Annotated in this window: 23 protein-coding genes and 1 pseudogene; 17 read left to right on the plus strand and 7 right to left on the minus strand. The window is 53.5% G+C overall.

Annotated features, from left to right (window positions below; translation table 11 throughout):
• Positions 1 to 70 precede the first annotated feature (70 nt).
• Together OTG14_RS01240 and OTG14_RS01245 are read left to right on the plus strand one after the other, a co-directional pair.
• The gene (locus OTG14_RS01240; protein WP_267214465.1) at positions 71 to 1,132 is read left to right on the plus strand and encodes an efflux RND transporter periplasmic adaptor subunit; all 1,062 of its coding nucleotides are present in this window, start codon (positions 71 to 73) and stop codon (positions 1,130 to 1,132) included.
• A 9-nt stretch (positions 1,133 to 1,141) separates the two neighbouring features.
• A complete protein-coding gene (locus OTG14_RS01245) occupies positions 1,142 to 4,297 on the plus strand; it encodes an efflux RND transporter permease subunit (RefSeq protein WP_267214466.1) in 3,156 nt (1,051 codons plus the stop codon).
• Here the strand turns inward: OTG14_RS01245 and OTG14_RS01250 are convergent.
• Positions 4,227 to 5,348, minus strand: coding sequence for a YbdK family carboxylate-amine ligase (locus OTG14_RS01250; protein WP_048226000.1), 1,122 nt, complete (start codon positions 5,346 to 5,348; stop codon positions 4,227 to 4,229). The genes OTG14_RS01245 and OTG14_RS01250 overlap by 71 nt on opposite strands.
• Positions 5,349 to 5,452: 104 nt before the next feature.
• On the opposite strand from OTG14_RS01250, the gene OTG14_RS01255 reads away from it, so the two are divergent.
• Entirely contained in the window at positions 5,453 to 6,343 is an 891-nt protein-coding gene (locus tag OTG14_RS01255; RefSeq protein WP_061715820.1) for an oxidoreductase, read from the plus strand.
• Here the strand turns inward: OTG14_RS01255 and OTG14_RS01260 are convergent.
• Positions 6,340 to 7,134, minus strand: coding sequence for an AraC family transcriptional regulator (locus tag OTG14_RS01260; protein WP_267214467.1), 795 nt, complete (start codon positions 7,132 to 7,134; stop codon positions 6,340 to 6,342). The genes OTG14_RS01255 and OTG14_RS01260 overlap by 4 nt on opposite strands.
• 76 nt (positions 7,135 to 7,210) lie before the next feature.
• Here OTG14_RS01260 and OTG14_RS01265 point away from each other — a divergent pair, with 76 nt between their 5' ends.
• The 13 genes from OTG14_RS01265 (at position 7,211) to OTG14_RS01325 (ending at position 20,141) form a co-directional block, all read left to right on the plus strand.
• The gene (locus tag OTG14_RS01265) at positions 7,211 to 9,193 is read left to right on the plus strand and encodes an FUSC family protein (RefSeq protein ID WP_267214468.1); all 1,983 of its coding nucleotides are present in this window, start codon (positions 7,211 to 7,213) and stop codon (positions 9,191 to 9,193) included.
• Positions 9,186 to 9,401 carry a DUF1656 domain-containing protein gene (locus OTG14_RS01270; protein WP_157188723.1) on the plus strand — a complete coding sequence of 72 codons (216 nt, stop codon included), beginning with the start codon at positions 9,186 to 9,188 and terminating at the stop codon, positions 9,399 to 9,401. The genes OTG14_RS01265 and OTG14_RS01270 overlap by 8 nt, the downstream gene beginning before the upstream one ends.
• Positions 9,398 to 10,261: an efflux RND transporter periplasmic adaptor subunit gene (locus OTG14_RS01275; RefSeq protein ID WP_090417904.1), complete on the plus strand. Its 864-nt coding sequence runs from the start codon at positions 9,398 to 9,400 to the stop codon at positions 10,259 to 10,261. Before OTG14_RS01270 ends, OTG14_RS01275 begins: the two co-directional genes overlap by 4 nt.
• Before the next feature lie 72 nt (positions 10,262 to 10,333).
• Positions 10,334 to 10,771 (plus strand): DcrB-related protein, encoded by a 438-nt coding sequence (locus OTG14_RS01280; RefSeq protein WP_048993217.1) that lies wholly within the window; start codon positions 10,334 to 10,336, stop codon positions 10,769 to 10,771.
• 17 nt (positions 10,772 to 10,788) lie between these two features.
• Positions 10,789 to 14,985, plus strand: coding sequence for an RHS repeat-associated core domain-containing protein (locus tag OTG14_RS01285; protein ID WP_267214469.1), 4,197 nt, complete (start codon positions 10,789 to 10,791; stop codon positions 14,983 to 14,985).
• A gap of 7 nt (positions 14,986 to 14,992) precedes the next feature.
• The gene (locus tag OTG14_RS01290) at positions 14,993 to 15,436 is read left to right on the plus strand and encodes an SMI1/KNR4 family protein (RefSeq protein WP_148769262.1); all 444 of its coding nucleotides are present in this window, start codon (positions 14,993 to 14,995) and stop codon (positions 15,434 to 15,436) included.
• Positions 15,437 to 15,664: 228 nt separating this feature from the next.
• Complete coding sequence (locus OTG14_RS01295) at positions 15,665 to 16,051, plus strand: hypothetical protein (protein ID WP_198313990.1); 387 nt, start codon at positions 15,665 to 15,667, stop codon at positions 16,049 to 16,051.
• The gene (locus tag OTG14_RS01300) at positions 16,044 to 16,550 is read left to right on the plus strand and encodes a hypothetical protein (protein ID WP_267214470.1); all 507 of its coding nucleotides are present in this window, start codon (positions 16,044 to 16,046) and stop codon (positions 16,548 to 16,550) included. The genes OTG14_RS01295 and OTG14_RS01300 overlap by 8 nt, the downstream gene beginning before the upstream one ends.
• A 187-nt stretch (positions 16,551 to 16,737) precedes the next feature.
• Complete coding sequence (locus tag OTG14_RS01305; protein WP_157188725.1) at positions 16,738 to 17,304, plus strand: hypothetical protein; 567 nt, start codon at positions 16,738 to 16,740, stop codon at positions 17,302 to 17,304.
• Between the two features lie 544 nt (positions 17,305 to 17,848).
• Positions 17,849 to 18,163 (plus strand): DUF7716 domain-containing protein, encoded by a 315-nt coding sequence (locus OTG14_RS01310; RefSeq protein ID WP_267214471.1) that lies wholly within the window; start codon positions 17,849 to 17,851, stop codon positions 18,161 to 18,163.
• Between the two features lie 85 nt (positions 18,164 to 18,248).
• A complete protein-coding gene (locus OTG14_RS01315; RefSeq protein ID WP_090417901.1) occupies positions 18,249 to 18,833 on the plus strand; it encodes a hypothetical protein in 585 nt (194 codons plus the stop codon).
• Between the two features lie 153 nt (positions 18,834 to 18,986).
• The gene (locus tag OTG14_RS01320) at positions 18,987 to 19,373 is read left to right on the plus strand and encodes a hypothetical protein (protein ID WP_248272930.1); all 387 of its coding nucleotides are present in this window, start codon (positions 18,987 to 18,989) and stop codon (positions 19,371 to 19,373) included.
• Positions 19,374 to 19,763: 390 nt separating this feature from the next.
• Positions 19,764 to 20,141, plus strand: coding sequence for a hypothetical protein (locus tag OTG14_RS01325; RefSeq protein WP_048993206.1), 378 nt, complete (start codon positions 19,764 to 19,766; stop codon positions 20,139 to 20,141).
• Positions 20,142 to 20,328: 187 nt separating this feature from the next.
• Here OTG14_RS01325 and OTG14_RS01330 read toward each other — a convergent pair whose 3' ends face one another.
• Positions 20,329 to 21,225, minus strand: a complete 897-nt coding sequence (locus OTG14_RS01330; RefSeq protein ID WP_047174611.1) for a LysR family transcriptional regulator — start codon at positions 21,223 to 21,225, stop codon at positions 20,329 to 20,331.
• 129 nt (positions 21,226 to 21,354) lie between these two features.
• On the opposite strand from OTG14_RS01330, the gene OTG14_RS01335 reads away from it, so the two are divergent.
• Positions 21,355 to 21,927 carry a flavin reductase family protein gene (locus tag OTG14_RS01335; protein WP_048980365.1) on the plus strand — a complete coding sequence of 191 codons (573 nt, stop codon included), beginning with the start codon at positions 21,355 to 21,357 and terminating at the stop codon, positions 21,925 to 21,927.
• 612 nt (positions 21,928 to 22,539) lie between these two features.
• Here the strand turns inward: OTG14_RS01335 and OTG14_RS01340 are convergent.
• From OTG14_RS01340 to OTG14_RS01355, 4 genes and pseudogenes are all read right to left on the minus strand, one after another.
• Positions 22,540 to 22,755, minus strand: coding sequence for a hypothetical protein (locus tag OTG14_RS01340; protein ID WP_248272928.1), 216 nt, complete (start codon positions 22,753 to 22,755; stop codon positions 22,540 to 22,542).
• A 123-nt stretch (positions 22,756 to 22,878) separates the two neighbouring features.
• Complete coding sequence (locus OTG14_RS01345) at positions 22,879 to 24,015, minus strand: asparaginase (protein ID WP_024906937.1); 1,137 nt, start codon at positions 24,013 to 24,015, stop codon at positions 22,879 to 22,881.
• Between the two features lie 35 nt (positions 24,016 to 24,050).
• Positions 24,051 to 24,167, minus strand: a pseudogene (locus OTG14_RS01350) (serine dehydratase); the annotation flags it as partial.
• Between the two features lie 534 nt (positions 24,168 to 24,701).
• On the minus strand, positions 24,702 to 25,421 hold the full coding sequence (locus tag OTG14_RS01355) for an alpha/beta fold hydrolase (RefSeq protein WP_024906938.1): 720 nt from the start codon (positions 25,419 to 25,421) through the stop codon (positions 24,702 to 24,704).
• Positions 25,422 to 25,559 lie beyond the last annotated feature (138 nt).

Below are 25,559 nucleotides of genomic sequence, written 5' to 3' on the forward strand. Positions count from 1 at the left end.
GAGGGGACTCTGACCTCCCTCTCCCTGTGGGAGAGGGCCGGGGTGCGGGCAACAACCCTGAGGTACTCCCATGAAATTCCCACTTCTGTTCGCGCTCCTCGCCTGCACCCTGCAACCCGCATTCGCCGCCATTCCCGTTCGCATCGCCACCGTGGAGCAGACCGCCCATGCCGCCGAACGCCAGATCCCGGGCCGCATCGAAGCCATCCACACCGTTGAGCTGCGCGCCCGCACGGAAGGCGTGATTACCCAAATCCACTTCCGCGACGGGCAGTACGTGAAAAAGGGCGACGTGCTGTTTGAGCTGGACGACGCCGAGCCGCGCGCCGCCCTGCGCCTGGCGCAGGCCGAAGTGAGAAGCGCCGAAGCCACGCTGCGTCAGGCGCAGCAGCAGCTTTCCCGCTTTGAAAGCCTGGGCAGCAGCAACGCCATCAGCCGTCACGACGTGGACAACGCCCGCATGCAGCGCGACGTCGCCAGTGCCGCTCTCGAGCAGGCGAAGGCCCGGCTGGAAGCCCGCAACGTCACCCTGAACTACACCCGCATCGCCTCGCCGATTGACGGCCGCGTGGGGCACAGCAGCTTCCACGTGGGTAGCCTGGTCAACCCGGCGAGCGGCGTTTTGGTGGAGGTCGTGCAGCTCGATCCGATCCGTATCGCCTTTGCGCTGGAAGAGGGGGCGTTTGCCACCAAAGCCGGACAGCATGCGGATATCAGCGCCATGAAGCAGGCCTGGCAGGCATTAATTGACAGCAACGGCCAGCGCGTCAGCGGTGAACTGACGTCAGTGGACAATCGCATCGACCCGCGCACCGCCAGCGTGATGCTGCGCGCCGAGTTCGCCAACCCGCGCCATCAGCTCCTGCCCGGCGGCAACGTAAACGTGACCCTGCGACCGGCAAGCGAGCAGCCGGTGCTGACCCTGCCTGCCGCCGCGGTCCAGCAGAACGGCGACGGGTTCTTTGCCTGGGTGGTTAGCGCCGACGGCAACGCCGAAATGCGCCCGCTGAAGGTCGCCGGACAGATTGGCCAGCAGTTCCAGATTTCATCCGGCGTGAAGCCCGGTGAGCGAGCGATTACTGACGGCGCGCAGCGCGTGCAGCCCGGCGCTGCTGTCCAGATACTGAATTAAGGAGCCATCATGCTGACGTTTTTCATCAAACGCCCGCGCTTCGCGATGGTGATTGCGCTGGTCATCACCCTGCTGGGGGCCATTGCGCTGAAGATTATCCCGGTGGAGCAGTATCCGCAGATCACGCCGCCGGTGGTGAACGTCTCTGCCAGTTGGCCGGGCGCCAGCTCCGCTGACGTGGCGGAGGCCATCGCCACGCCGCTGGAGACGCAGCTGAACGGCGTGGATCATATGCTCTACATGGAGTCCACCAGTTCGGACGAAGGCACGTACAGCCTGAACATCACCTTTGCGGCGGGCACCGATCCGGACCTCGCCGCCATCGACGTGCAGAACCGCGTGGCGCAGGCCGTGGCGCAGCTGCCCACCGAGGCGCAGCAAAACGGCGTGCAGGTGCGCAAGCGGGCCACCAACCTGATGATGGGGGTAAGTCTTTACTCACCGAATAACACCCACACGCCGCTGTTCGTCAGCAACTACGCCAGCACCCAGGTGCGCGAGGCGCTGTCGCGTCTGCCCGGCGTGGGGCAGGTGCAGATGTTTGGCGCGCGCGACTACAGCATGCGCATCTGGCTGCGCCCGGACCGCATGAACGCCCTGAACGTCACCACCGATGACGTGGCGCAGGCGCTGCGCGAGCAGAACGTGCAGGGCGCGGCGGGTCAGGTGGGCACCCCGCCGGTGTTTAACGGCCAGCAGCAGACCCTGACCATCAACGGGCTGGGGCGCTTAAGCCAGGCCGAAGAGTTTGCCGACATCATCATCCGCGCGGGGGAGATGGGCCAACTGGTGCGCCTGAAGGACATCGCCACCATCGAGCTCGGCTCGCGCAGCTACAGCTCCGGCGCGCAGCTGAACGGGCACGACTCCGCCTATTTGGGTATCTATCCGACGCCGTCCGCCAACGCCCTGCGCGTGGCCAATGCGGTACGCGCGGAGCTGGAACGCCTCTCAACGCGCTTCCCGGACGACCTGGTTTATGAGGTGAAATTCGACACCACCTCTTTTGTCGCCTCGACCATTAAAGAAATCGGCGTCTCGCTGGCGCTGACCATGCTGGCGGTGGTGGTGGTCGTTTCCCTGTTCCTGCAGAGCTGGCGTGCGACGCTGATTGTCGCCCTCGCCATTCCGGTGTCGCTGGTGGGCACCTTCGCGGTGCTTTATACGCTCGGCTACTCCGCCAACACGCTCAGCCTGTTTGCCATTATTCTGGCGCTGACCATGGTGGTGGATGACGCCATCGTGGTGGTGGAGAGCGTTGAAACGCTGATGGCGGAAGGACAAAGCCGCACGGCGGCCACCGAGCTGGCGCTGCGCCAGATTGCCGGGCCGGTGATCGCGACGACGCTGGTGCTGCTGGCGGTATTTGTGCCGGTGGCCCTGCTGCCGGGGATTGTCGGCGAACTCTACCGCCAGTTCGCGGTGACGCTCTCCACCGCCGTGACGCTCTCAAGCCTGGTGGCGCTGACCCTGACGCCCGCGCTGTGCGCGATGCTGCTGCGTCCGCGCCCGGAGAAACCTGCGGCCATTTATCGCGCCTTCAACCGCGGGCTGGACGCTACGCGCGGTTTCTACACCCGCCTCGTGCATGTCTCAAATCTGCGACCGTGGCTGGCGCTGCTGGCCACCGCAGGCGCGGCGGCAGTCGTGCTGTTCAGCTTTATGTCGATGCCAAAAGGCTTCCTGCCGCAGGAAGACCAGGGCTACTTCTTCGCCAGCGTTCAGCTGCCTGAAGCGGCTTCGCTGGAGCGCACCGAAGCGGCGATGACCACCGCGCGGGAGCTGATCGCCGAAAATCCGGCGGTGGAGGACGTCATTCAGGTCTCCGGATTTAACATCCTCAACGGCACCAGCGCCTCCAACGGCGGGTTTATCTCCATCATGCTGAAGGACTGGAGCGCGCGTCCGCCGCTGGAGGAGGTGATGGGCACCCTGCAGCGCCAGCTGCTGGCCCTGCCGGAAGCGACCATCATGACCTTCGCGCCGCCGACGCTGCCGGGGCTGGGCAACGCCTCCGGCTTTGACCTGCGCATCCAGGCTCAGGCGGGGCAGAGCCCGGCGGAGCTGGAGCGCGTCACCCGCGAGGTGCTGGCGAAAGCCAACCAGCATCCGCAGCTGAGCCGCGTGTTCACCACCTGGAGCAGCAACGTGCCGCAGCTGACGCTGACCGTTGACCGCGAGCGCGCCGCCCGTCTCGACGTGCCGGTGTCGCGCATCTTCAGCAGCCTGCAAACCGCCTTTGGCGGCACGCGCGCCGGGGATTTCAGCATCAACAACCGCGTCTACCACGTGGTGATGCAGAACGAGATGCAGTGGCGCGAGCGCGCAGAGCAGATCGGCGAGCTGTTCGTGCGCAGCAACAGCGGCGAGCGGGTGCGCCTGAGCAACCTCGTCACCATCACGCCAACCGTCGGCGCGCCGTTCCTGCAGCAGTACAACCAGTTCCCGTCCGTGTCGGTGAGCGGCTCGGCAGCGGCTGGGGTGAGCAGCAGCACCGCGATGGCTGCGATGGGTAAGATTCTGGCGGAAAGCCTGCCGGCCGGCTACGACTACGCCTGGAGCGGCATGTCGTACCAGGAGCAGCAGACCGGCAATCAGGCGATCTGGATCGTGCTGGCGGCGGTGGTGATGGCATGGCTGTTCCTCGTCGCCCAGTACGAGAGCTGGACGCTCCCGGCAAGCGTGATGCTCTCGGTGCTGTTTGCCATTGGCGGGGCGCTGGTCTGGCTGTGGATGGCCGGATACGCCAACGACGTGTACGTGCAGATTGGTCTGGTATTGCTGATCGCGTTAGCGGCCAAGAACGCGATTCTTATCGTCGAGTTCGCCCGCGCGCGGCGTTTGGACGGAATGGCGATTGTCGATGCCGCGCGGGAAGGGGCCTCGCGCCGCTTCCGCGCGGTGATGATGACCGCCGTGTCGTTCATTATCGGCGTTCTGCCGATGATGCTGGCGACTGGCGCAGGCGCCCAGAGCCGCCGCATCATCGGCACCACGGTCTTCAGCGGCATGCTGGTGGCGACCGTGGTGGGGATTCTGTTCATCCCCGCGCTGTTCGTGCTGTTCCAGCGCCTGCGTGAGTGGGGCCACGGCCTTACGGACTCGTCGCCCACAGCTCGCAGTGCTTCTGCACCAGAGAAATCAGCGAGCCGCCGTCGGCGATAAAGTCCCGCATGCGCTGCGCCTCACTCTTGCCCTGCTTTAACAGCAGGGCAATTTCATTGATTGCGCTTGTCGCACCGAGCTTATCGGCCGACGGCGCCACCTGCTCCAGCAGCCAGGCGATGTCCTCCGCCACGGTTCGTTGCTCGCCGGTGTGCACATCCGTCAGGATCCCCTCCAGCCCGTAGCGACACGCCTGAAAACGGTTAAAACGGTAGAGCAGAAAATCCCGTTCCTGATGCTTATACGGTCGCGTGGTCAGCAGCCAGTGTGACGTGGCCTGAATCAGCCCGGCGATGTTAATCGCGTGGCCGAGCGTCAGCGGCGTATCCATCACCCGCACCTCCACGGTGCCAAAATGCGGGCTGGGGCGAATATCCCAGTGCAGATCCTTGATGCTGTCGATCATGCTGGTGGCGCTCAGGCGGCGGAACAGCCCTTCAAACTCCTGCCAGCTGTTGACCCACGGCATCTGTCCGTTATCCGGGAACCCGGAGAAGATATTGAGCCGCGACGAGGAGAACTTCGTGTCGGTGCCCTGCATATACGGCGAGGCGGCCGCCAGGGCGATAAAATGCGGCACGAAGCGCGACAGGCCGTGCAGCAGGTAAATCGCGTCATCCCCGGTCCGGCACCCGACATGCACATGCTGGCCGAATACCGTTGCCTGCAAAATCAGATAGCCAAAGCGCTCCAGCGTGACGTTATAGCGCTCGTCGTCGCACACCTCCTGGCGCTGCCATTTCTGGAACGGATGCGTCCCGCCGCCGCAGATCTGAATGTGCTGCTCTGCCGCCGCGCGCAGGATGCTCTGTTGCATCACTGAGAATTGTGCCGCCGCCTGATCGATGGTCTGACACACGCCGGTGGCGATTTCGAGCATGCTTTCGGTGATGTCGTGTTTGACTTCGCCGCCTTTGATGTCGTCTTTGACGGCGGCGATGAGCGCGGAGGAGTCCTGGCTGAGATCGTACCCCGGCGGGTTAACCACCTGCAGTTCGAGCTCGATGCCAAGGGTGAACGGTTCAGAGGATTTGAAATCGGGTAAAGGCATGGCGCACTCCGTTGTCTGTGAATGTTGAGTATAGACAACGGGTGTGGCGCGCTCGTCTCAGGGTGGTATAACTGATAGCAGGCTTAGCAAAAGGGGAGTGACTCATGTCTGACTATCCAACCATTGCGCTGATAGGACCCGGTGCGATTGGCACCACCATTGCCGCAGTACTGCATGACGCTGGCCGCACGCCGCTGCTGTGCGGACGGACCGCACATGCGGCGTTACGCCTGCGCCACGATGAGGGTGAAACGGTGGTGCCCGGTCCGGTATTAACCGATCCGACAGCCATCGCGCGTCCCGTTGACCTCGTTTTTATCGCGGTGAAAACGACGCAAAACGCCGACAGCGCCGGGTGGCTGCGCGCGCTATGCGATGAAAATACGGTGGTCTGCGCCCTGCAAAATGGCGTAGAGCAGAAGGCTCAGCTTGAGCCTTTGGTCAGTGGCGCAACGGTGCTGCCGTCGGTGGTCTGGTTCCCGGCGCAGCGCGAGCCGGATGCCTCCGTCTGGCTGCGGGCGGAGCCGCGCCTGACGCTGCCGGACATGCCGCAGGCGCAGCGGGTGGCGGAGGCGCTTCGCGGTACGCGCTGTGAAGTTGAACTCTCGGCAGATTTCGCCACCGTCGCCTGGCGCAAGCTGCTGCAAAACGCGGTCGCCGGGCTGATGGTGCTGGCCAACCGCCGCGCCGGGATGTTCAGGCGCGAGGATATCAGCGAACTTTCGCTGGCCTACCTGCGCGAGGGGCTTACTGTCGCCCGCGCGGAAGGGGCGAAGCTGAACGATGACGTGGCGCAGGAGATCCTGGCGAACTTTCAGCGTGCCCCTGAGGACCTGGGTACGTCTATTCTGGCTGACCGTCAGGCCAACCGTCCGATGGAGTGGGACATCCGTAACGGCGTGATCCAGCGCTACGGCCGCAAGCACGGCATTGCGGTGCCCATCAGCGACGTGGTGGTGCCGCTGCTGGCGGCGGGGAGCGAGGGGCCGGGTTAACGGCCGCTGTTTTTCCGTTCGGCAAAGTAATGCGCGGGCGTGCTGCCCATCGCTTTTCGGAACATGGTGATAAACGCGTTCACGGATTCGTACCCGAGCGTTGTCGCCACGTTCTGGACCGGCACGCCGCTTGCCAGCTCCCGCAGGGCAATAATCAAGTGCAGCTGCTGGCGCCATCGCCCGAAGCTCAGCCCGGTCTCGCGCTGCATCAGGCGGGAAAACGAGCGCTCGCTGAGGGCAAGCCGTTTCGCCCACTCCTTCAGGCTGCTTCTGTCCTCAGGTCGGCTGACCAGCGCGTCGGCCATGGCGCGAATTTTCGGGTCGGTTGAGACCGGCAGGCTCAGCTTCTGCTGCGGCATGCTGGCAAGCTCATCAAGCGTGACCCTGATTAGCCTGGAGACATGGCCGTCGGGCGGATAATCAACGCCCTCGTGGGTTAGGCGATCGACCAGCTCCTTGATCAGCGGCGAGATCGCCAGCGTGCAGCATCTCTCCGGCAGCGCCGCCGCGCCGGGCTCAATAAACAGATAGTTCAGATGCGCGTTCCAGGTCGCTTTGGCACTGTGCGGGATCCCCCCTGGGATCCAGACGGCGCAGTCTGGCGGCACGATCCAGATGTCATTCTCCGCGTAACAGCTGACCGCACCGTACCGGGCAATAATCAGCTGTCCTTTCCGGTGGCTATGCACCGGTACTTCCGCGGCGTAGTCCACGAAGTCCAGATGACGCGCCACCGCCGGGCTGGCGGTAGAGTCGGGGTCATACAGCGTAGTAGCAGATTGAGGCTTCACGATTCTGGCAACATTTAGGTATTTTTTGACAGAATAGAGTATTTAAGCGGGTCTGCAAGCCGGTAATAATTCCGGCATGAAAAACGTCTTCTCTTATCCCGTGCGCCTGCCCGCCGCGCTGCAAAACGACGCGGGGGCGCTGATCTACGCCGCGAAGAGTTTCGCCGCGGCGATGCTCGCTTATTACATCGCGCTGTCTATCGGCCTCGAACGCCCCTCATGGGCGATTATTACGGTTTACATCGTGTCGCAGACGTCGGTCGGGGCATCGCTCAGCAGAAGCCTCTACCGGCTGGCCGGTACGGTTGTCGGGGCCAGCGCGACCGTTCTGATTGTGCCCACCTTCGCGAATACGCCGATCCTGTGCAGCATGGTGCTGACGGGCTGGATCGTATTCTGCCTGTGGCTCTCCCTGCTGGAGCGCACGCCCCGGGCCTATGCCTTTGTGCTGGCGGGCTACACCGCGAGCCTGATTGGTTTTCCCGCGGTATCCGATCCCGGCGGCATCTTTAACGTCGCTATTGTCCGCGTGCAGGAGATCGCGATCGGGATTTTCTGCGCGGCGCTGATTCACCGCTACGTGCTGCCCGCGCGGGTATCAGGGCTGTTCAACGCTAAATTATCCCAGACGCTACAGGCCACGCGCGAGCGGGTGGCGGATACCTTAGCGGGCAAGCCCGATGCGGCTTCCGGCCCGCTGCATCTGGCCCTGGCGCTGCAGTTCCTGCAGGGCATAAGCCACCATATTCCGTACGATTTTGCCCTCTCCGCCCCGGTGCGGCAGGCCAGAAAAGCGATTCACGACCGGCTGGCGCGGCTCGTTATCGTCAACTGTGAACTACACGATCGCCTGCCAACGCTTGGAACCCTGCCCGCCGACGTGCAGGCCTTGCTGGAGGATGTTCAGGCCTGGGTGGCCGGTGAAGGCGCTAGCCTCAGCAGTACGGCAGAGGCGCTGCGGCTCCGCTGTGCGCTTCTCATCGATCGGTATGCCGCGCAGGCGCAGACGTTTGACGACGCGCGGCTGGTCAGTTTTATTCGCTACCTCTCGGAGGCGATCGCGCTTCTGCAGCAGTGCGAGCGCCTTTCCAGCGCCATCCACCATGCCAAACCCGTCTTTGGGGAGGTGCAAACCCGCGCGGCTAAAGGCTACGTTTTTCACCGCGATCCTCTTACCGCGGCCCGCACGGCGCTGGGGGCTTTCGCTATTATCCTGAGCGGCTGTCTGGTCTGGATCTTCTCAGCATGGCCGGATGGCGGTACGGCGGTGTCTATCCTGGGGGTCTGCTGCACGCTGTTTGGCAGCTTCGACACCCCGGCCCCCCACATTGTGAAATACATCATTGGCTCGTTCTGGGGCGTGGTAATTAGCCTGTTCTACAGCTTTGCGCTGCTGCCGCTGGTGAGCGATTTCCCGGTGCTGGTGGCGGTGCTGGCTCCTGCGTATCTTCTGGCCGGGTCGCTTCAGGCGCGTCCACCGACCACGTTTATGGCGATGGGCATCACCCTGACGCTGCCCATTCTGTGCGAGCTGGGGGCGCACTACAGCGGAGACTTCGCCGTTGCGGCCAACACCGCCATCGCGCTATTTGCCGCGACCGGCTTTGCCGTTATCAGCATGAGCCTGCTGCAAACCGTGCAGGCGGATGGTGCCATCACGCGTCTGCTGAACCTGTGCCAGCGCGACATTCGCCGCAGCGTGAAGGGCACGCTGCGGGTTGACGAAACGCACTGGATCAACCTGATGATGGACCGAACCGCCCTGTTGCTGCCGCGACTGCAGCGCAGCGAGCGCGCGCCAGAGCAGGCGCTCGATCGGCTGCTACACGCGCTGCGTCTGGGGCTGTCGGTCATACATTTACGCCGCAGTGACGCACCGCCGGGCAGGGAGGTTGACGCACTTTTTCATAGGATAAACGCCGCAGACCGCAACGCCTTACGGGAACGCATCGTCACCCTTATCGAGCGCCATCTGCCTGCGGCAGATGAACATACGCGCCAGTTTGTCTTCAGGCTGGTGGATCTGCACTGTGCATTACGGGAGCCAGACCATGGTTAACGATCTCAATATCGGCGGGGTTTTTATCCCGGGGCTGCTGACGGTCGCCCTCGCGGCGCTGGTCTGCACGCTAAGCCTCGTCGCGTTTTTCTCTCTTAGCAGGGGCTACCGGCGCTTGCCGTTTCGCCCGCTGATGGATGTTTCAACCTGGATTGTCACCTTTTTCCTGCTGATGCAGGGTCTGACCGCGTTGGGGTTATTGTCATGAAATCACTGCTCTCTTTACTGGCTCGCTATGCGCTGACGTTGAGCGTCGTAGCGGCGGCTACGCTTCTGGCGTTTATGATGTGGAAACACTACGCAGAAACGCCGTGGACCCGCGACGGGCGCGTGCGTGCGGACGTGGTGCAGATTGCGCCGGACGTCTCCGGGCCCGTCATCAGCGTGGCCGTCCGGGATAACCAGTGGGTGAACCGGGGTGATGTGCTTTACACCATCGATCCGCGCTGGCTCAAGCTGGCGGTGGCAAGCGCGCAGGCTGATGTGGAGTCGAAACGCCATGAGATGCTGATGCGCCAGGACGCGGCCCATCGCCGCACGCTGATTAAAAACGCCATCTCCGGCGAGGATTTGCAGCAAACCGGCAGCGCGGCGAACGTCGCAGCGGCCAATTATCACGGCGCGCTGGCCGCGCTGGATCTGGCTGAGCTTAATCTGGCGCACGCCACCGTCCGTGCGCCGGTTTCGGGGTACGTTACGCACCTGCGGCTGCGGCCCGGAGACTACGCGACGGCGGGGGAGACAAAGGTCGCCATCGTCGATGCCCACAGCTTCTGGGTGGTGGGATACTTTGAAGAGACCAAGCTGCGCCATATTCGCGTTGGGGATGCTGCGCAGGTTGTGCTGATGGGATACGAGCCGGTCATCACGGGGCACGTGGAGAGCATCGGACACGGGATTGGGGACAGCAACGACGAGACGGGCGGGCTGGGTCTGCCCGACGTCGAGCCTACCTTTAGCTGGGTGCGGCTGGCGCAGCGCGTGCCGGTGCGTATTCATATCGACAGGTTGCCGGAGGGGGTTGAACTGGTGGCGGGGCTGTCGGCGAGCGTGGCGGTGGGGCGATAATCTGGGGATAGTCAGCCTTAAACACATATGCGAAACTTACCGCTTCTGAAAATATGTGGTGGGACCCGCTCAATGTCAGAACAACATTCGCAGTGCCTTTTCAGTGAAGGACTGATCTCTTTTCCTGAGGGATATCAGGATCGTACCGTCAACGTATTTGCGCCGCCCGCTGCGGATGCACCGGCGTTCAACATCTCCCGCGATGCTCTCAACGCTGGTGAAGCGCTTGCCGCGTATATCGATCGCCAGCTCGCCCTGATGGAAAAACACATCAAGGGCTGGAAGCAGGGTGAGCGCAGCGCCGCTACGCTGGGCGACGACCTTTTACAGGGTGAAACCGTCCATGCTACCTACCTGCGCGACGGGAAACGCATATGGCAGCAGCAGGCCGTATTTAACGTCGACAGCAATAACATTCTGGTGTTCACCATGACCTGCACCCGCGCGCTGGGCGATGCTGACAGCACGCTGTTTGGCGATCTTCTCAGGAGCTTCCGCTTCCACCATTAACACCAGGGACAGTTGTTATGTTTGAAGCAGCACGCGTTGGTGATGATATCGGCCACTCCGGTGCGCTGGCCGGGATGATTGCCGGAACGATTGTCGGCGGCCTGATTGCCGCCGCCGGGGGCATTCTGGCGGGGGCCATGTTTATTGCCGGACTTGGTGCATCCTGTCTTGGCGTGGGCGTCCTGCTCGTCGGCGCCAGCCTGGCCGTGGGGTATTACACCGGGGAGCTGGCGACCGCCGCCCGGGACAGCATCGCGGACGCCGGGGCATCCAGCATGACGAAGAAAGGCGTCATCACCTCCGGCTCGCCCAACGTGTTTATCAACGGTAAACCCGCCGCCATGGCCACGGACAGCGCGGTGAAGTGCTCTGACGATGGCTCGCAGCAGATGGCCGAAGGCTCTTCGCGGGTCTCTATCAACGGCCTGCCTGCGGCACGCATCGGGGATCGCACCACCTGCGACGCGAAGGTGATGACCGGTTCGGACAACGTCATTATCGGCGGCGACCCGCAGCAAACCCTCCCCATTCAGTCTGAAGTCCCCGAGTGGCTGTATAAAGTCTCCGATCTTACTCTGCTGTTTGCCGGGCTTATCGGCGGGTGGGGCGGTGCCGCTGGTAAAGTCGGGGCGCTCTCTAAGCTGCTGGGCAAAATCCCCGGCATCAATAAGCTGGCCCGTATCGCCTGTCGCGCCGGCACGCTGATGACAGGCGTGGCGGCCGCGGGGATCATCGCCCGCCCGGTGGATATCGTCAGCGGACAAAAATTTCTCAGCGGGGATGATGAGCTGGACTTCGTCCTTCCTTCCCGCCTTCCGGTGCGCTGGCAGCGCTACTGGCGCAGCGGCAACCCCGGCGACAGCGTGCTGGGCCGCGGCTGGAGCCTGTTCTGGGAAAGCCGCCTGGAGCCTTACCAGGACGGCCTGGTGTGGCGCGCGCCGTCCGGCGATTACGTCGCCTTCCCGAAGGTCCCGAAAGGGATGCGCACCTACTGCGAAAGCGAAAAAAACTGGCTTGAACATCACTCTGACGACAGCTGGTCGGTGTATGACGTCAGCGGCGAGCGCTGGCACTATGCGCCGCTGCGGGATGATGCCCCGTCACTGCTCCAGCGCATCTCTGAACCCTGCGGCAACGAGATCCTCTTCGAATGGAATGCGGATCATACCCTGCATGCCCTGACCGACAGCGCGAGCCAGCGCGTGGTCTGCCGCTACGACCGTGACAGGCTCGTCGGCGCATGGCTGGATGACGAGATCTGCCTGGTCAGTTACGCTTATGATGAACAGCGCCAGCTGGTCTCCGTGACCGGCCGGGGCGGTAGCGTGCGCCGACGCTTCCGCTGGCAGGACGGGCTGATGAGCGCCCATGAGGACGCCAACGGCCTGCTGAGCGAATACCGCTGGCGGGAGATTGACGGCCTGCCGCGCGTGGTCGGCTTCCGCCACAGCGGCGGCGAACAGCTGGCGTTCGAATACGATTTTGAAAATGGCATCCGCCGTGCTATCCGCGATGACGGCGCCCAGGCGCACTGGCTGGTGGACGACGACGACAACGTCGCGCGCTTCACGGATTACGACGGTCGCCAGACGACGTTTGTTTACCGAGACGGCGAGCTCTGCGACGTTATTCTGCCCGGCGGCGCAATGCGCCGCAGCACGTGGGACAAATACGGCCGCATGACCAGCGAGACGGACCCGGCGGGCCGCCGCACCGAGTACCACTGGCATCGCCTGACCGACCGCATCACCCGCACGGTGTACCCGGACGGCACCTCATCGCAGGCCATGTACGACCTTCGCGGTCGCCTGCTGTCGGAAACGGATCCGGCCGGTAGCACCACCGCGTATGGCTATCCTGACGATGAAGAAAACCTGCCTGAGAGCATCACCGACGCCACAGGTGGCGTGGTGCGCCTGGTCTGGAACCACCAGGCGCTGCTGACGCAGCGCACCGACTGCTCCGGCAGCGTGACCCGCTTCACCTACGATCGATTCGGGCAGCTGATTGCCAGCGAGGATGCGGAAGGGAATATCACGCGCCGGGAGTGGAGTGGTGCCGGGCTGCTGAGCGTCGTGATCCATCCGGACGGCAGCCGCGAGTCGCTGGTGTGGAACGAACGCGGCCAGCTCACGGGCTGGCGCGACCCGCTGGAAAGCGAGGTGAGCTGGGCCTACAACGCGCTCGGCCTCCCGGTCAGCCTCACCGACCGTATTGGCCGCGTGCGCCAGTGGCGCTACGACCCGCGCGGTAACCTGCTGCGACTGGATAACGGCAACGGGGCGGAATACCGGTTCACCTACGACGCCGTGGGCCGCCCGCTCAGCGAAACGCGCCCGGATGAGACCGTGCGCTATATGGAATGGGACGCGCGAGGGTTCCTCTGCGCGCTCGAAGAAAACGGACGGCCTGCCGCCGACGGCGGTATCGCCCGTCGCGTCCAGCAGTTCAGCTATGACGACAGCGGGCTGCTGATCGGGCGTACTCAGCGCCACGCGGAGTACCGCTACTTCCGCGACCTGAGCGGCCAGATTACCCGCATCCGCCGCACGCCGACGGCCGAAGGCGTTGCCCTGGATATCGAAAGCGATGAGATCGCATACCGCCATGACGCCGCCGGGCGCGTGCTGAGCGAGTCCGGCATTAACGGCGCGGTGGGCTACGAGTGGGATGCCCTGAGCAACCTGACCGGCCTGACGCTGCCCGGCGAGCAAAAGCTGGCCTGGCTGCACTACGGCTCCGGCCACGTCAGCGCCATCCGCTTCGGGCAGCAGCTGGTGACCGAGTTCACCCGCGACCGCCTGCACCGCGAGGTGCGCCGCACTCAGGGCGCGCGCGAGCAGATTCGTCAGTATGACAGCCTCGGCAGACGCACCCTGCAGCGCAGCGAGCTGAACACGGACGTGACCCTGCCGGAGCAGGCGCTACTGGAACGCCTGTATCGCTACACCGCGCGCGGCGAGCTTTCCGGCGTCAGCGACACCCTGCGCGGTGAGGTGGACTACGGCTACGACGCCGAAGGGCGTCTGCTGAAGCACTACGAGGCCCGCCAGGGGCACAGCCGCGCGCAGTTCAGCTACGACGCCGCGGATAACCTCGCCGCCAATGACGATCCGGTACCGGTCACGGATAACCGCCTGCAGCACTGGCAGGCGCTGTTCATGAAATACGACCACTGGGGCAACCTGGTCAGCCGCCGCAACGGGCTGTATGAACAGCATTATGCGTATGACGCCGAGAACCGTCTGGTGTTCGCCCGTGGAACCGGGCCTGAAGGGCGGTTTGAGGCGCGCTATCACTACGACGCGCTGGGTCGCCGCACGCGCAAAATCGTCACCACGACGCACGGCACCACCGACACCCGCTTCCTGTGGCAGGGCTACCGCCTGCTGCAGGAGCAGCAGGAGAGCGGGCTGTACAGCACGTATGTATACGACCCGAATGAAGACTGGAGCCCGCTGGCGCGGGTGGATCACCTTCGTGACCAAAGCAGCGGTGAGATTTACTGGTTCAATACCGACCTGAACGGGGCGCCGCTGGAGGTCACAGACGAGCGCGGCACGGTGCGCTGGAGCGGCCAGTACGGTAGCTTTGGCGATGTACGCCACCAGAGCGAAGGGTTCTCACGGGTTGTGAATCGCTCGGCGATGGCACACCAGCCGCTTCGCTACGCCGGGCAGTACGCTGACGGTGAAACGGGGCTGCACTATAACCTGTTCCGCTACTACGACCCGCAGGTCGGGCGGTTTATTGTGCAGGATCCGATTGGGTTGAATGGCGGAAACTTAAATTTATATAACTATGCCCCTAACCCTCTGTTATGGATAGACCCTATGGGTCTGGCATTGAGCGGCGTTGACTTTAGTGGAAGCCCATCACTTTATCCTGTTACTGGGACACAACGAAATATCGTTGAAATTACCCTTCAAGGATCAAGGGGGCGGGATTTCACAGAAGCCTACAAACTTGCAGGCATAAGTGAAGCTGATGCAAGCGAATATACATGGCATCATCTTGATGATTTTGATCCAAAAACAGGTAAGTCAACTATGCAGCTGGTCACGACTGAGGCGCACAAAGCATCTTTCCCACATAAGGGGTCTGTATCTCAGTTCGAAAAACATTTTGGAGTGAAGTATGGCTCTCCTGAAGCTATAAAAATATCTCATAGTAAAGGATGGCTGAGAGGTCGTATTCCTAAACATTGTCAATAGGAGAGAAATGATGATTAAACTTATAGATTCTTCCCCTGCTGTATCTGCTGATGAGCTAGGCAAGATCGAAGTTTCGCTGGGTGTAACTTTTCCTAATGCCTTAAAATCTTTATGGCTTATAAGTAATGGTGGCATACTGGACGAAGGTCGTCGTGTTTATCAAAGCGAACACTACGAGAATGATATAAAATATTTCCTACCTATATTACATACTAAAAGATCGGGCATATTAACTGTTGATGATTACTATAAGGATTTAGTAATTAACAAAAAAATTCTTGCAGAAAATTTTATACCATTCGCAATTGATGGAGGTGGGTTCCCCTATTGTGTTGGGATAAATGATGGTGCAGTATATTTTTGTGATTTGGAAAATCAGGAGGAGATCTATCTTGAGCCAAATTTTGAAAGTTTTATTGGAAAAATAATTCCTGAAGATGAAGCATGGTGATACAGGTTCTTACCCTCGTAAGAGGGTAGCTTTGTTAATCACTACTTTTTACAGGGGGCTTCATTAATGCAATGATGGAGTGCCCAATTATTTCATTAATAACATATTCCTTTTCTGCTATACGCAGATCTGTCAGCTTATTGTGCAGGCTTCGAGAGGGGTAAATGGTGGGTTATACTCATATGTTCCCAACCAACTTACTTGGATAAATCTGTTAGGGTTAATGCCATGGGCATTGAACCCAATTTGAATCGGATACCATTTAATGCCACGAAAAATAGCCAACAGCATTGGACCAACCGATCTTGGTACTATGAAAATACACCAACGTTTTTCCCGGATCCTTATAGCGCTGGAATGCATGAAGAACTACATAGAGCTATTAAAAACGATATTGGAAAAATTCAGGGGCCGTGGCAGGGTTCCGCGGAAGATTTATTCAATGCGTATAGCCGTAATTTAAATTCCTTTTCACATATAAGTGGTGATTTAAAGATTCCTTCGACGGGTGAAATCTTAGCCAGAAATGTCACTCCTAAAGAAGCACATTCAAAACTGCTGGAGTGGTTCAATAATAAACAAACATGTAAGGCATCAGGAGGTAGATGTGGTTAAAATAATTGACATTGATGTGGATTTTAACGGGATAATAATTTTCGATTATCCAGGAATACTGGCCCCATTTGGTGGGAAGATAGAGGATGGAGATAACATTCTCCAAGAATTCACCACCACAGACAAAGGGGACCTTGTTCTTAATAAAGGTATTGCCTTACCTATTATGGGCCTTGATGATGGTGGCTATGTTGTTAGGCTTTTTTTAAATGAACTCCCCGACGATAAAGATAGGGAAGTTATATTCACAGATAAATATTTCTATCTTAATGTAACTGGTGATTTATACGTTGCTGATATGGCAGTATTTTGGGAGTGGGAAGATTATACTGGTTGGATTAACGCTGATATTCCTAAAGGAATATATAAAGTGAGCCTTGAAGGGGTTCATTTATTAAAGGGGGGGGAGACTGTTTATTGCTATGATTTAATTTTTGAAAAAACGAATCAACTTGGTATAAGAGATGTTGAACCACGCTCAGACTCCAGGCTTTATTAAATCCATTAGCCGTCAAGGAAAATAAACTTTTCCGGCTTTTATTAATTTATTTTTCAATCATACCTAAAGAGACGTACAATGTAGTTAATCATAAATGTGACTTAAAGATGCTAAGAGTTTGTTCGCTAAAATGGTTATGGGAATTAGGAAAGAGAAAATTTACTTTTTATGGGGATGAGTTGAAGAAATGATTAAATATAATCTAATCTCTAAAATAAATATCTTTTCTGATAGTAATGTCATTGGGCGGATAGGTGGAAACATCCCTGAATTCTTTTTAGATAAACTAGATGAAGTTCAGGGTTATAAGTTTTATTTGACAGTTCAGAATCCTGATATTGGACATGAGTATATTACGATACTTACTTCTGAAGGATATGACGATATGATTGATAACAATATCTACCCTAATTGTTCAGTAAAAGTTTTTACGCATACGTTTTCTGATGAAAGCAATAATGAAGAATTTACGATAAAATACATTAACAAGGCAGTTATTGTTGGGTATGATAAGGTTGAAGGTGAAGAGTTTGATTTTATCACTAAAACCGAAGAAGCAAGGTTAATACAATCTGAAGATTATTATTTTGATGCTTTGCAAAAGGATGGTTATAAATTTTTTATGCAGGTTGATGAAGATTATTATCCAGATACATTGCTTGATGGTGATTACATCTTTGGGTACGGTGCTTTGTATTTGTATAAGAATATATCCAGCGGAAAAATTATAGCTGGTTTTTGGCAATGCTCGTAAAGATAAGTGATTAATAAAAAGCCGGATTATATCGGTTATTTCCTTCTTATATAATAATGATGATATTATATTTTTAATGCAAAATGTATTTCTTCTAAAGTTTTTACTTTCGGTTATAAGTTTCTTTTCGCTAATCAAACATGACATTAATATCAGACGTCAGAAAAATACATGCCTGTATAATTTAAGAATAGTGACATATCCATGTTCAAATTTTATTTTTAGAACTGTTGATATTTGAAAGTATAGATTTATAGTAGTTAAGAAAGTAAGTCGATGCGTACAATACAATAGGATATCCTTTATGAGATTGTAAAGGTAATCGATATAAAATATAATCTGATTTAAGGGTTTGATTTCTGGTGGTAAAAATGGTTCAAAAAATTACCCTGATTATTAAATTTGATCAAAGTACAGTTCAATGGAATATATAATCCTATTATTAACACTTGCTTTATAAAGTATAAAAGATAAAACTCAAGGATTTTGCGTATGAGTCAGTTAGAATACAGAAAAGCGTATGGTTTAGATGATTTAATATATAATGTTATGGGTGGGTATGCTTAGACAATTTTGTGTGTGTACAAAAGAATATGAAGAAACTGCTAAAGAAGAGCTTGTTTGTTATTTAGATAACCATCCTATCATTAGTGATGACGATGAGGAAGTATATCCTGATTTTGTTGTTGATAATTCTCTAGAGTTGTTTTTCTATGGAGATCAATTTATAGATGTATTACATAATATCTCTATCCAAAGAGAAAAACCATCTGTAGCGGATTTCATATCAGCTTTAAATTTTTATCTCGAGAACGATAACTTCATAGAGCTTTTATTTAAAGAGCGAGAGATTAATTAAAAATTTATTTACTTAGCTTGTTTGAAGGTAGTACATACTGAGAATGTAATTCTAAATTAATTGGTTATTACTGAGGGCTATATTTATGGATGCGTCTGAGACTATTGTGAATGAGATTGAAAAAGCATTAAAACAACTTATTGTCATTTGCAATAAACACTCGCTGTCAGGAAGTTTCAGCACCGTCACTGATCTGGACAATGCCTTCCCGTCCAACTTACCTCGTTCGACAGAGGTGGAATTTTTATATGAAAATTATAATCCTGAAAAGTTAAAGATTGAAACAGGCTTCACGCCAATTAAACTTCACTCGGCCAGTGAGCTCTTGAAGGCTCAAAGTGGTTATGAATACTTACCAGATAATTATCTTGTTATTGGTAATGATTTAGGCGGAGGTAAACCTATAATTGCGGTTATCGATGAAGGGAGTTCCTCTGTTTATGCAGGTTGTGATGTAATTGAACCGTTTCAGATAGCTAGTAGTCTCTCTGGGTTCATATTTTCTCTAGCTGAGCTTATTGATTTGGTATATGGCCAATACGATATCTTTGATATAGCAGATGATAATGACGAAGTAAAAGATGATTTTATTGATGAATTGCGGGGAAGGATTGTGCCTCTTATCGGTAATGAAAACTTCAATGCGTTTTATAATTATTTTTATGGATAGATTTTTTCATTAAAAGGAAACCCTCACGGTAAAATATTCTTTTATAGCGAGATGAGGTTCTCTTTTTTTTACGGGTATTTTAAACAAAATTTAAAAGAGTAATGCTATTTATTTAAGTGGAATTAATCTAATGTATGAAAGGAGAAGGATTATATGCAGACTACGCGAGTAATGGGAGAAGGATATGAACCTTACGTTGAGCAATTAGGTGACAAACTGATTTATTCCTTACCTGTTGAATCGGGATTTGTCAGTTTTCATTTTGAGTTTGATATTCGTCAGATCGATCTTGACGTCCTGCTGTCCGATCATTACCGGCGGGCCGTCCTGGAAGTGTCCGCACACACTTTGCTCCAGCGCTCGACGTTGAAGGGACATAAACGATTCACTCAGAACGATTTTGATAACCTTATTGCCACTACCCTTCATGCATCGCAAGAGCATCTTAGCGCATTCATTTCTCAGATTAATCGGGAGCACAATATTTCGATTGAACATTATGTTAATGACATAATGAATAGACGCTTAACTAAAGGATGAATATACCGATCCCAGATAAGGTCAACATTCATCTTAAAATCACGCTGTATCTACAGCTCTTTTCAACCTCGTGCTGCCCGAAGAAGTCAAATCGATTTCGAGATAACCGACGAATGCGGCTAAGTGCGCAGAAGCGGCCAGCTCTGCAGCTTTGGCGAGGTACGTCATCGGAGCCAAGGTTTCCCATGTGTTGTGAATCGCATGGCGATGGCACATCAGCCGCTTCGCTATGCCGGAAAAATATATACTTTGCCTTTTAACAGGAGCAATATATAAAAATATTTGTGCGGATGCAATCTTCGACTACTTTTACGATACTAACATGTTAATGAATATCATGCTTTCGGTAAAATCTGTCAGGAGCAAAACGATTCAAGACAAGGACAAGTGATGAGTAATGTTAAAAATCTTATTGCAGCGTATATTAACTGCTTTGAAGAAAATGATGTTCTCACTATCGGAATAGGAGATGACACTCATGATCCAAAAAACTTTATCATTATAGGACGATTTGATGAGGATGAATTACCCATTAACGACTGCATTGGATTTCAGAGTGAGTCAACGGAATATGAGTTAACAGACTCTATTCGTTCCGTTCAACTCACAGATGGCAAACTTGTGATCGTGCTTAATGATGATGCCGCAAAAAAAATTGGCATCAGCGAATATCGCGTGGTCATTCCTGCAGCAAAAGATTTTAAATCGCTTGAAAAGTATTTAAGAGAAATGTTTGATGGCAGTGATGTGCCGCTACAATTACCGTAAGGTTTTAGCTACTACATGGCTATCTTAGCACCCGAACTTTAAAAGATGCAGGCGGGACATTTCGAGTAGAGGGCACATGTGCTGAGCCAACGTTTAACGGCGAATAGGATTGCTACGTCACTGTATGAGGTGAAAGCGAAAGATATGTCCGCTTTGTGCCAGCAGCGGACGTTGCGCGGTATGTTAGTTATGATACGAAATGTTTGCGTAAGATTTTTTCTAATAGTGAAAAAATTACTGTGACCCTTTTTGGAGTAATCGTCTGATAAGGCCGATATAAATAAAATTGCCATTTCTCCTGTCGCAGTTCTGGCAGGGGTTTTATGAGTTGACCATTTGCTAAGTACTCTCTACAGATAAAATCGCTGGACTGTACAACCGTTTTGCCAGCCAAAGCGGCCTGAATTTCTGCGTATGGGTCCGTAGTATAAAATTCAATATGACGAGGGACAAAGGTATTCACTGCGTCACTCATAAATTCAAAGATTTTTCCCGTTTCAGGATTAAGTAAACCACTGAATGGATAACGTTGCCGAAGATCTTCTAAATCCGTTGGAGCTCCCAGGCGCGCAACGAGTTCTGGGGATGCTACCAAAATATGTTCCACCTGCGTGATATTTTTAATGATAAAGTTTGGATTAGGTTCTCGCCCGACGCGTATACCTATATCGATACGATGCTCGACAGTATCAAGTTTCATCATGTCTAAACGCCAGTCGATAAATAATTCAGGATATGGGCGTAGCGCAGTCAATAGTTCATATAATACTTGTTCATGCTTTGGAAATCGAAGCGACGTGATACGGACAATGCCCTTCATTTCATTATCATCTTTCGCCGTCTGAAATAGTTTTTCCGAATCCTCTAGCAGTCGCCTGGCTTGAGGTAAAAAAAGCTCACCGAAGCTTGTGAGAAAGATCGAGCGAGTATTGCGTCTGAAAAGGGGTTCATCAAGCTGTTTCTCCAGCTCAGCGATTGTTCGTGTTACAACCGATGGTGAAACCGAAAGCTTTATAGAGGCTTCGCGGAAGTTGAGGGTCTCAGCGGCGATGATAAAAAACTTCAGAGCATCAAGTTTGTTCATGATTGTTGTGAAAGTTGCAATAATGTTTTTTGATATTAGCAATTAATTTGCAATTATTCCAGTCGTATAATCAAACCATCAAACAAGTAATCTATCGTATCCTTTTATCAGAACTTTGAAGAGTAATTTATGGCAATACAACCAGTAGAATTAAACAAAGCCTATCGTTTATTGCAGGTCGGGCCAACGACGATGATATCGGCTAAAAATAATGGTATTGAAAATGTCATGGCAGCTGCCTGGGTGGGATTAGTAGGCAATAACAAAGTGATGGCTTTTATAGGTCCACAGGCATTTACACGCGGCCTTGTCGAAAAAAGTGGATATTACGTTGTCCAGGTCCCAGTAGTAAATCAGATGGAAATGGTTTTATATGCAGGCGGTCACAGTTATTCTGACATACCCGAAAAAAACAATAAAATCCCACTTTTTTATCAGAAAGAGTTTGATCTGCCTTTAGTTGTAGGTTGCGCTGGCTGGCTAGTCTGTAAGGTTATACCCAATGAAGAAAATGAAAAGCAGCACAACTTGTTCATGGGGGAAATTGTCGGAGCATGGAGTGATGACCGCGTTTTCAGGAATGGGCACTGGATTTTTGATGATGCGCCTGATGAACTACGTACTGTCCATTACGTAGCTGGCGGACAGTTTTACGCCATTGGCAAAGGTACAAAATTTAATTATGGTCCGGGAAAAGACTAATCCTTACTTCTGTATAAATGTAGCCATAGAAAATGGCTACATAGAGGTAAGAACACCAAAATCAACCCACTAAAGATGTCTGCTCTTCGCTCATAGCGGAACTTCATCTCAGTAGGCTTATCAGTTCCGCTCTGCGCTTTAGCGTGACCCTATCGAAGCAGTTTAAGGGGGCACAGAATGACGTTCGCCACTATTGATGACGTCAGAAACCGGATCGAACCGTTAGACAGAGAACTGCTCATCGGATAACGGAAATGCAAGCTGTCGTTTTTACCCGTTCTGGTAGCTGTTAAGGGTGAGCGGTTATGAGAAAATAACCCACGCAAACGGTTTCGTTGGTTTTAACCGTTTTCGACACATTATCTATCGCTGTGATGGCGTTGTTGTTTAGCATTTTATTCTTTACGTCTCCTCCCCTGGGGAGACGTCTTTTTCCCACGCACTCTTCACAATGTCTGCAACCCCAAACGCCCCTGAAAAATCGCCTTTGATAAGGGATTAGATGTACCTCTATGAGAGTTTGGCCATCAGAAGAAAGGGTTTGAGCTCTGGATGGAAGTCAGTTGCAGCCATGTTCCGTATTCGCTGCAGGGGAACCTGCTCTGAGTTTGTTTAACCTTTCCACGGCAATAACGTCTCTTTCGCACGGAACGGGAGGCGCGTAAAAATAACCCTGTATCTCTGCACACCTTCCTCAAGGATACGATCAAATTGCTCCTGAGTTTCAACACCTTCAGCGACAGCTCTAGCGACAGTGGCACAGTCCGGCCGAACGACGGCATCTTTAACAAAACTGCCGTCAATTTTGATTTTGTCAAACGTGAACATGCGCGGATCATGTCTATGCGTTATGGTATACCGCCCGATCACCATATTTCACAGGCGTTTCCCCAGATAAAAAATTATCTGTAAAAGCATCGAAAACGCCTCTTATCGAAGGGTATTTTTACGTCAGTTTTTATGGCCGGTAACTGACCAGAATGCGGCCTGAACGTTTTCTGGTGAAGTCTTTCCGTTTGCAAGCAGAAGCTGAGTAAGGATCCGTGCTTTTGCCGGATTCAGCCCCGACGAAACAACAAAGCCGGCTTTGTTATCATCGACCTCGACGTTACGTTTTACTGCTCCTGTATAGGAGCGCGATGCGCGGACCACGACAAGTCCATGCTCCCGGGCCGCTTTGAGCGCAGCTAACGCTGAGGCGGATGTATTTCCGTCTCCCACGCCGGCGAGAATAATTCCTTTTGCACCATCACGCACCGCATTGTTGATTTGGACATCGTCCATATTACTGTGGGCATAAATGATCTCAACCCGCGGAAGTTTATGGGATGCAGGTAATTGTAGAGACAGACGAGATTCTGCCGGCACCGGGGTAATATAATGAACTTCTGCCGCATCGACATAACCCAGTGGGCCGGCGTAAGGTGACTGAAAAGTAGCCACTCCGGTTGTATCCGATTTCGTGGACCAAATCGGTGACTGGATAGTGTCATTCATCACAATCATTACTCCCCGTCCCTTCGATTGTTTGTCCACAGCAGTATTCACAGATTCAAGCAAATTAGCAGGGCCATCTGCACCAGTTGCTGTCGCCGGTCGCATGGCTCCAGTAATAATAACAGGCTGGGGGTGATGTATTACCAGACTGAGGAAAAAAGCTGTCTCTTCAAGAGTATCTGTGCCATGGGTAATAATAATAGCGTCAGCGGCACCTGTACTGAACAGATCGTCGATCTTCTGGGCAAGATCAAACCAGATTTTATCATTCATGTCCTGAGAACCAATGGATGCGACCTGGACACTACTAAGCTGGGCTTTTTTATCCAATCCTGGAACGGCTGCAAGCAATACTCTTGGGCTGATGGCGCCGGATGTGTATCCGATAGAGCTGGAGTCTTCACCAGTGCTCTGTCCAGCAATGGTACCGCCGGTAGCAAGGATCATCAATTTAGGCAGAGCTTCAGTCGCTTTTTGGCTATATGTCGTTAATGACGGCGAGGCCGTTGCAGCCTGAGAACCATGAGTAAATAGCGAGGCATATACTAGTGTTAGCGCAAACGCGACAGGATGATTTATAGGCTTGAACATGACTTATTCCTTAGATAAAAGGCAGATGCCTTAACTTTTGTCGCCGATACTTTGGCTGGAGCATCATGGGGCATGACAATCGTAGCCGACATACCGGGTAATTTTGCAGACAGAGTGGTAGCCTGAACATAATTTCCGGATGAAAAGGCCAGAGTACCGACTGAGAGCAGGCGTTATAATTACTCATCTATCAATTTTTCAGCAGATGCAACTACATCACCATAAGCAAGTAGTGTTATATAAAGAACACCTCATTTATACACACCTTGTCCTTTCACTTCCAGTTCTCACTCTGGAAGACAAGCTTATATTGCGACACATCTCAAAGAAAAAATCCCTGGAACATAAATGGGGTTATTTAATCTATGTAATTTATTCCATACAAAATTTGATACAGAATCCACTAATGAGTCAAAAGTTGTCCTGGTGATGGTTTTAACAGAATTGATGTTATCAAAATATAAAAAACAGAACTAATGCATGCACAATGTTAACAATATGAAAACATTTTCAAGTCAACGTGTTAACAAAAAGACGGGTGTTAAAGTTTAATATGTCAACTATGATTTTTAATTGGCTTTTTAATAAGCCACTGTTTTCTTTGCTTACATTTCAAAAAGACTACGGCCTCGTTGCGGGAGGAATAGATGGTGCTTGTCTGCTGCGTGCCAGGAGCGGTCATTGATTTAATCAGATAAACAATGCTTAAAGGCCGATCTTACGTTTTCGTATAGCGCAGGTGAGAGCATGACATTTTCCCAAATATTATTATGTCCAGCTTTGGGAATGGTCAGAAGTTGCTTTTGACTACAGCATGATGCAGAAGACAGCAGCTTTTCTGGTATTTCTGAGGGGATGATTGCATCATTTTCGGCAGCAATAATCAGTAAATTCCCGTTAAACTCAGCAGCAATGTTCCATGCATCTGTATGTTCCCAATTCCTGGGTTGGCGTATTATTGCAGAGAAATCAGGGCCAAACTTAACTTTATATGCAAGTGTTGAGTAGACACCTGGAACCATAAGGATGAGAGATCGGAATTGCATCGCTTTACTAAGCTGAAGTGCATTATAGGCTCCCATACTGATGCCCATACAACCTGTAAGCGTCTGCCCCAGAGAAGCGATAACCGCCTCTGCTTGCATCGTACGATTAAAAAGAGAAGATTCGTGAATGTCTCCCCCCGTTTCACCATGACCTATAAAGTCAAATACCGTCGTTCCAAAACCCAGGGTATCCAAAATATCCCGGTATTTGTAGAAAACGGTTCGATCTTTGCCGCCACCATGAAGCATCAGAACATGTCCATTGCGCCCAAATGTGCTTTCAGCATGAATTGTTTTGCCATGGAACGGGACCAGGAAGTTGTGACTCGAAATCATCTTCGTATGTGTTTTTGGCGACATGGTTTATTCGTTGTATCAAACCCAAGCGCGCCATGCAATGTCAGACTGAATCACCACTGCTTCGGTAGCCATTTTTTAGTTTGTCACACGATCTCTTGCCCAATTGATGTGCGTCGGCATCTTCCGCTCCTCGCTAAA

The sequence above is a fragment of the Enterobacter pseudoroggenkampii genome (assembly GCF_026420145.1).
Taxonomy (GTDB): Bacteria; Pseudomonadota; Gammaproteobacteria; order Enterobacterales; family Enterobacteriaceae; genus Enterobacter; species Enterobacter pseudoroggenkampii.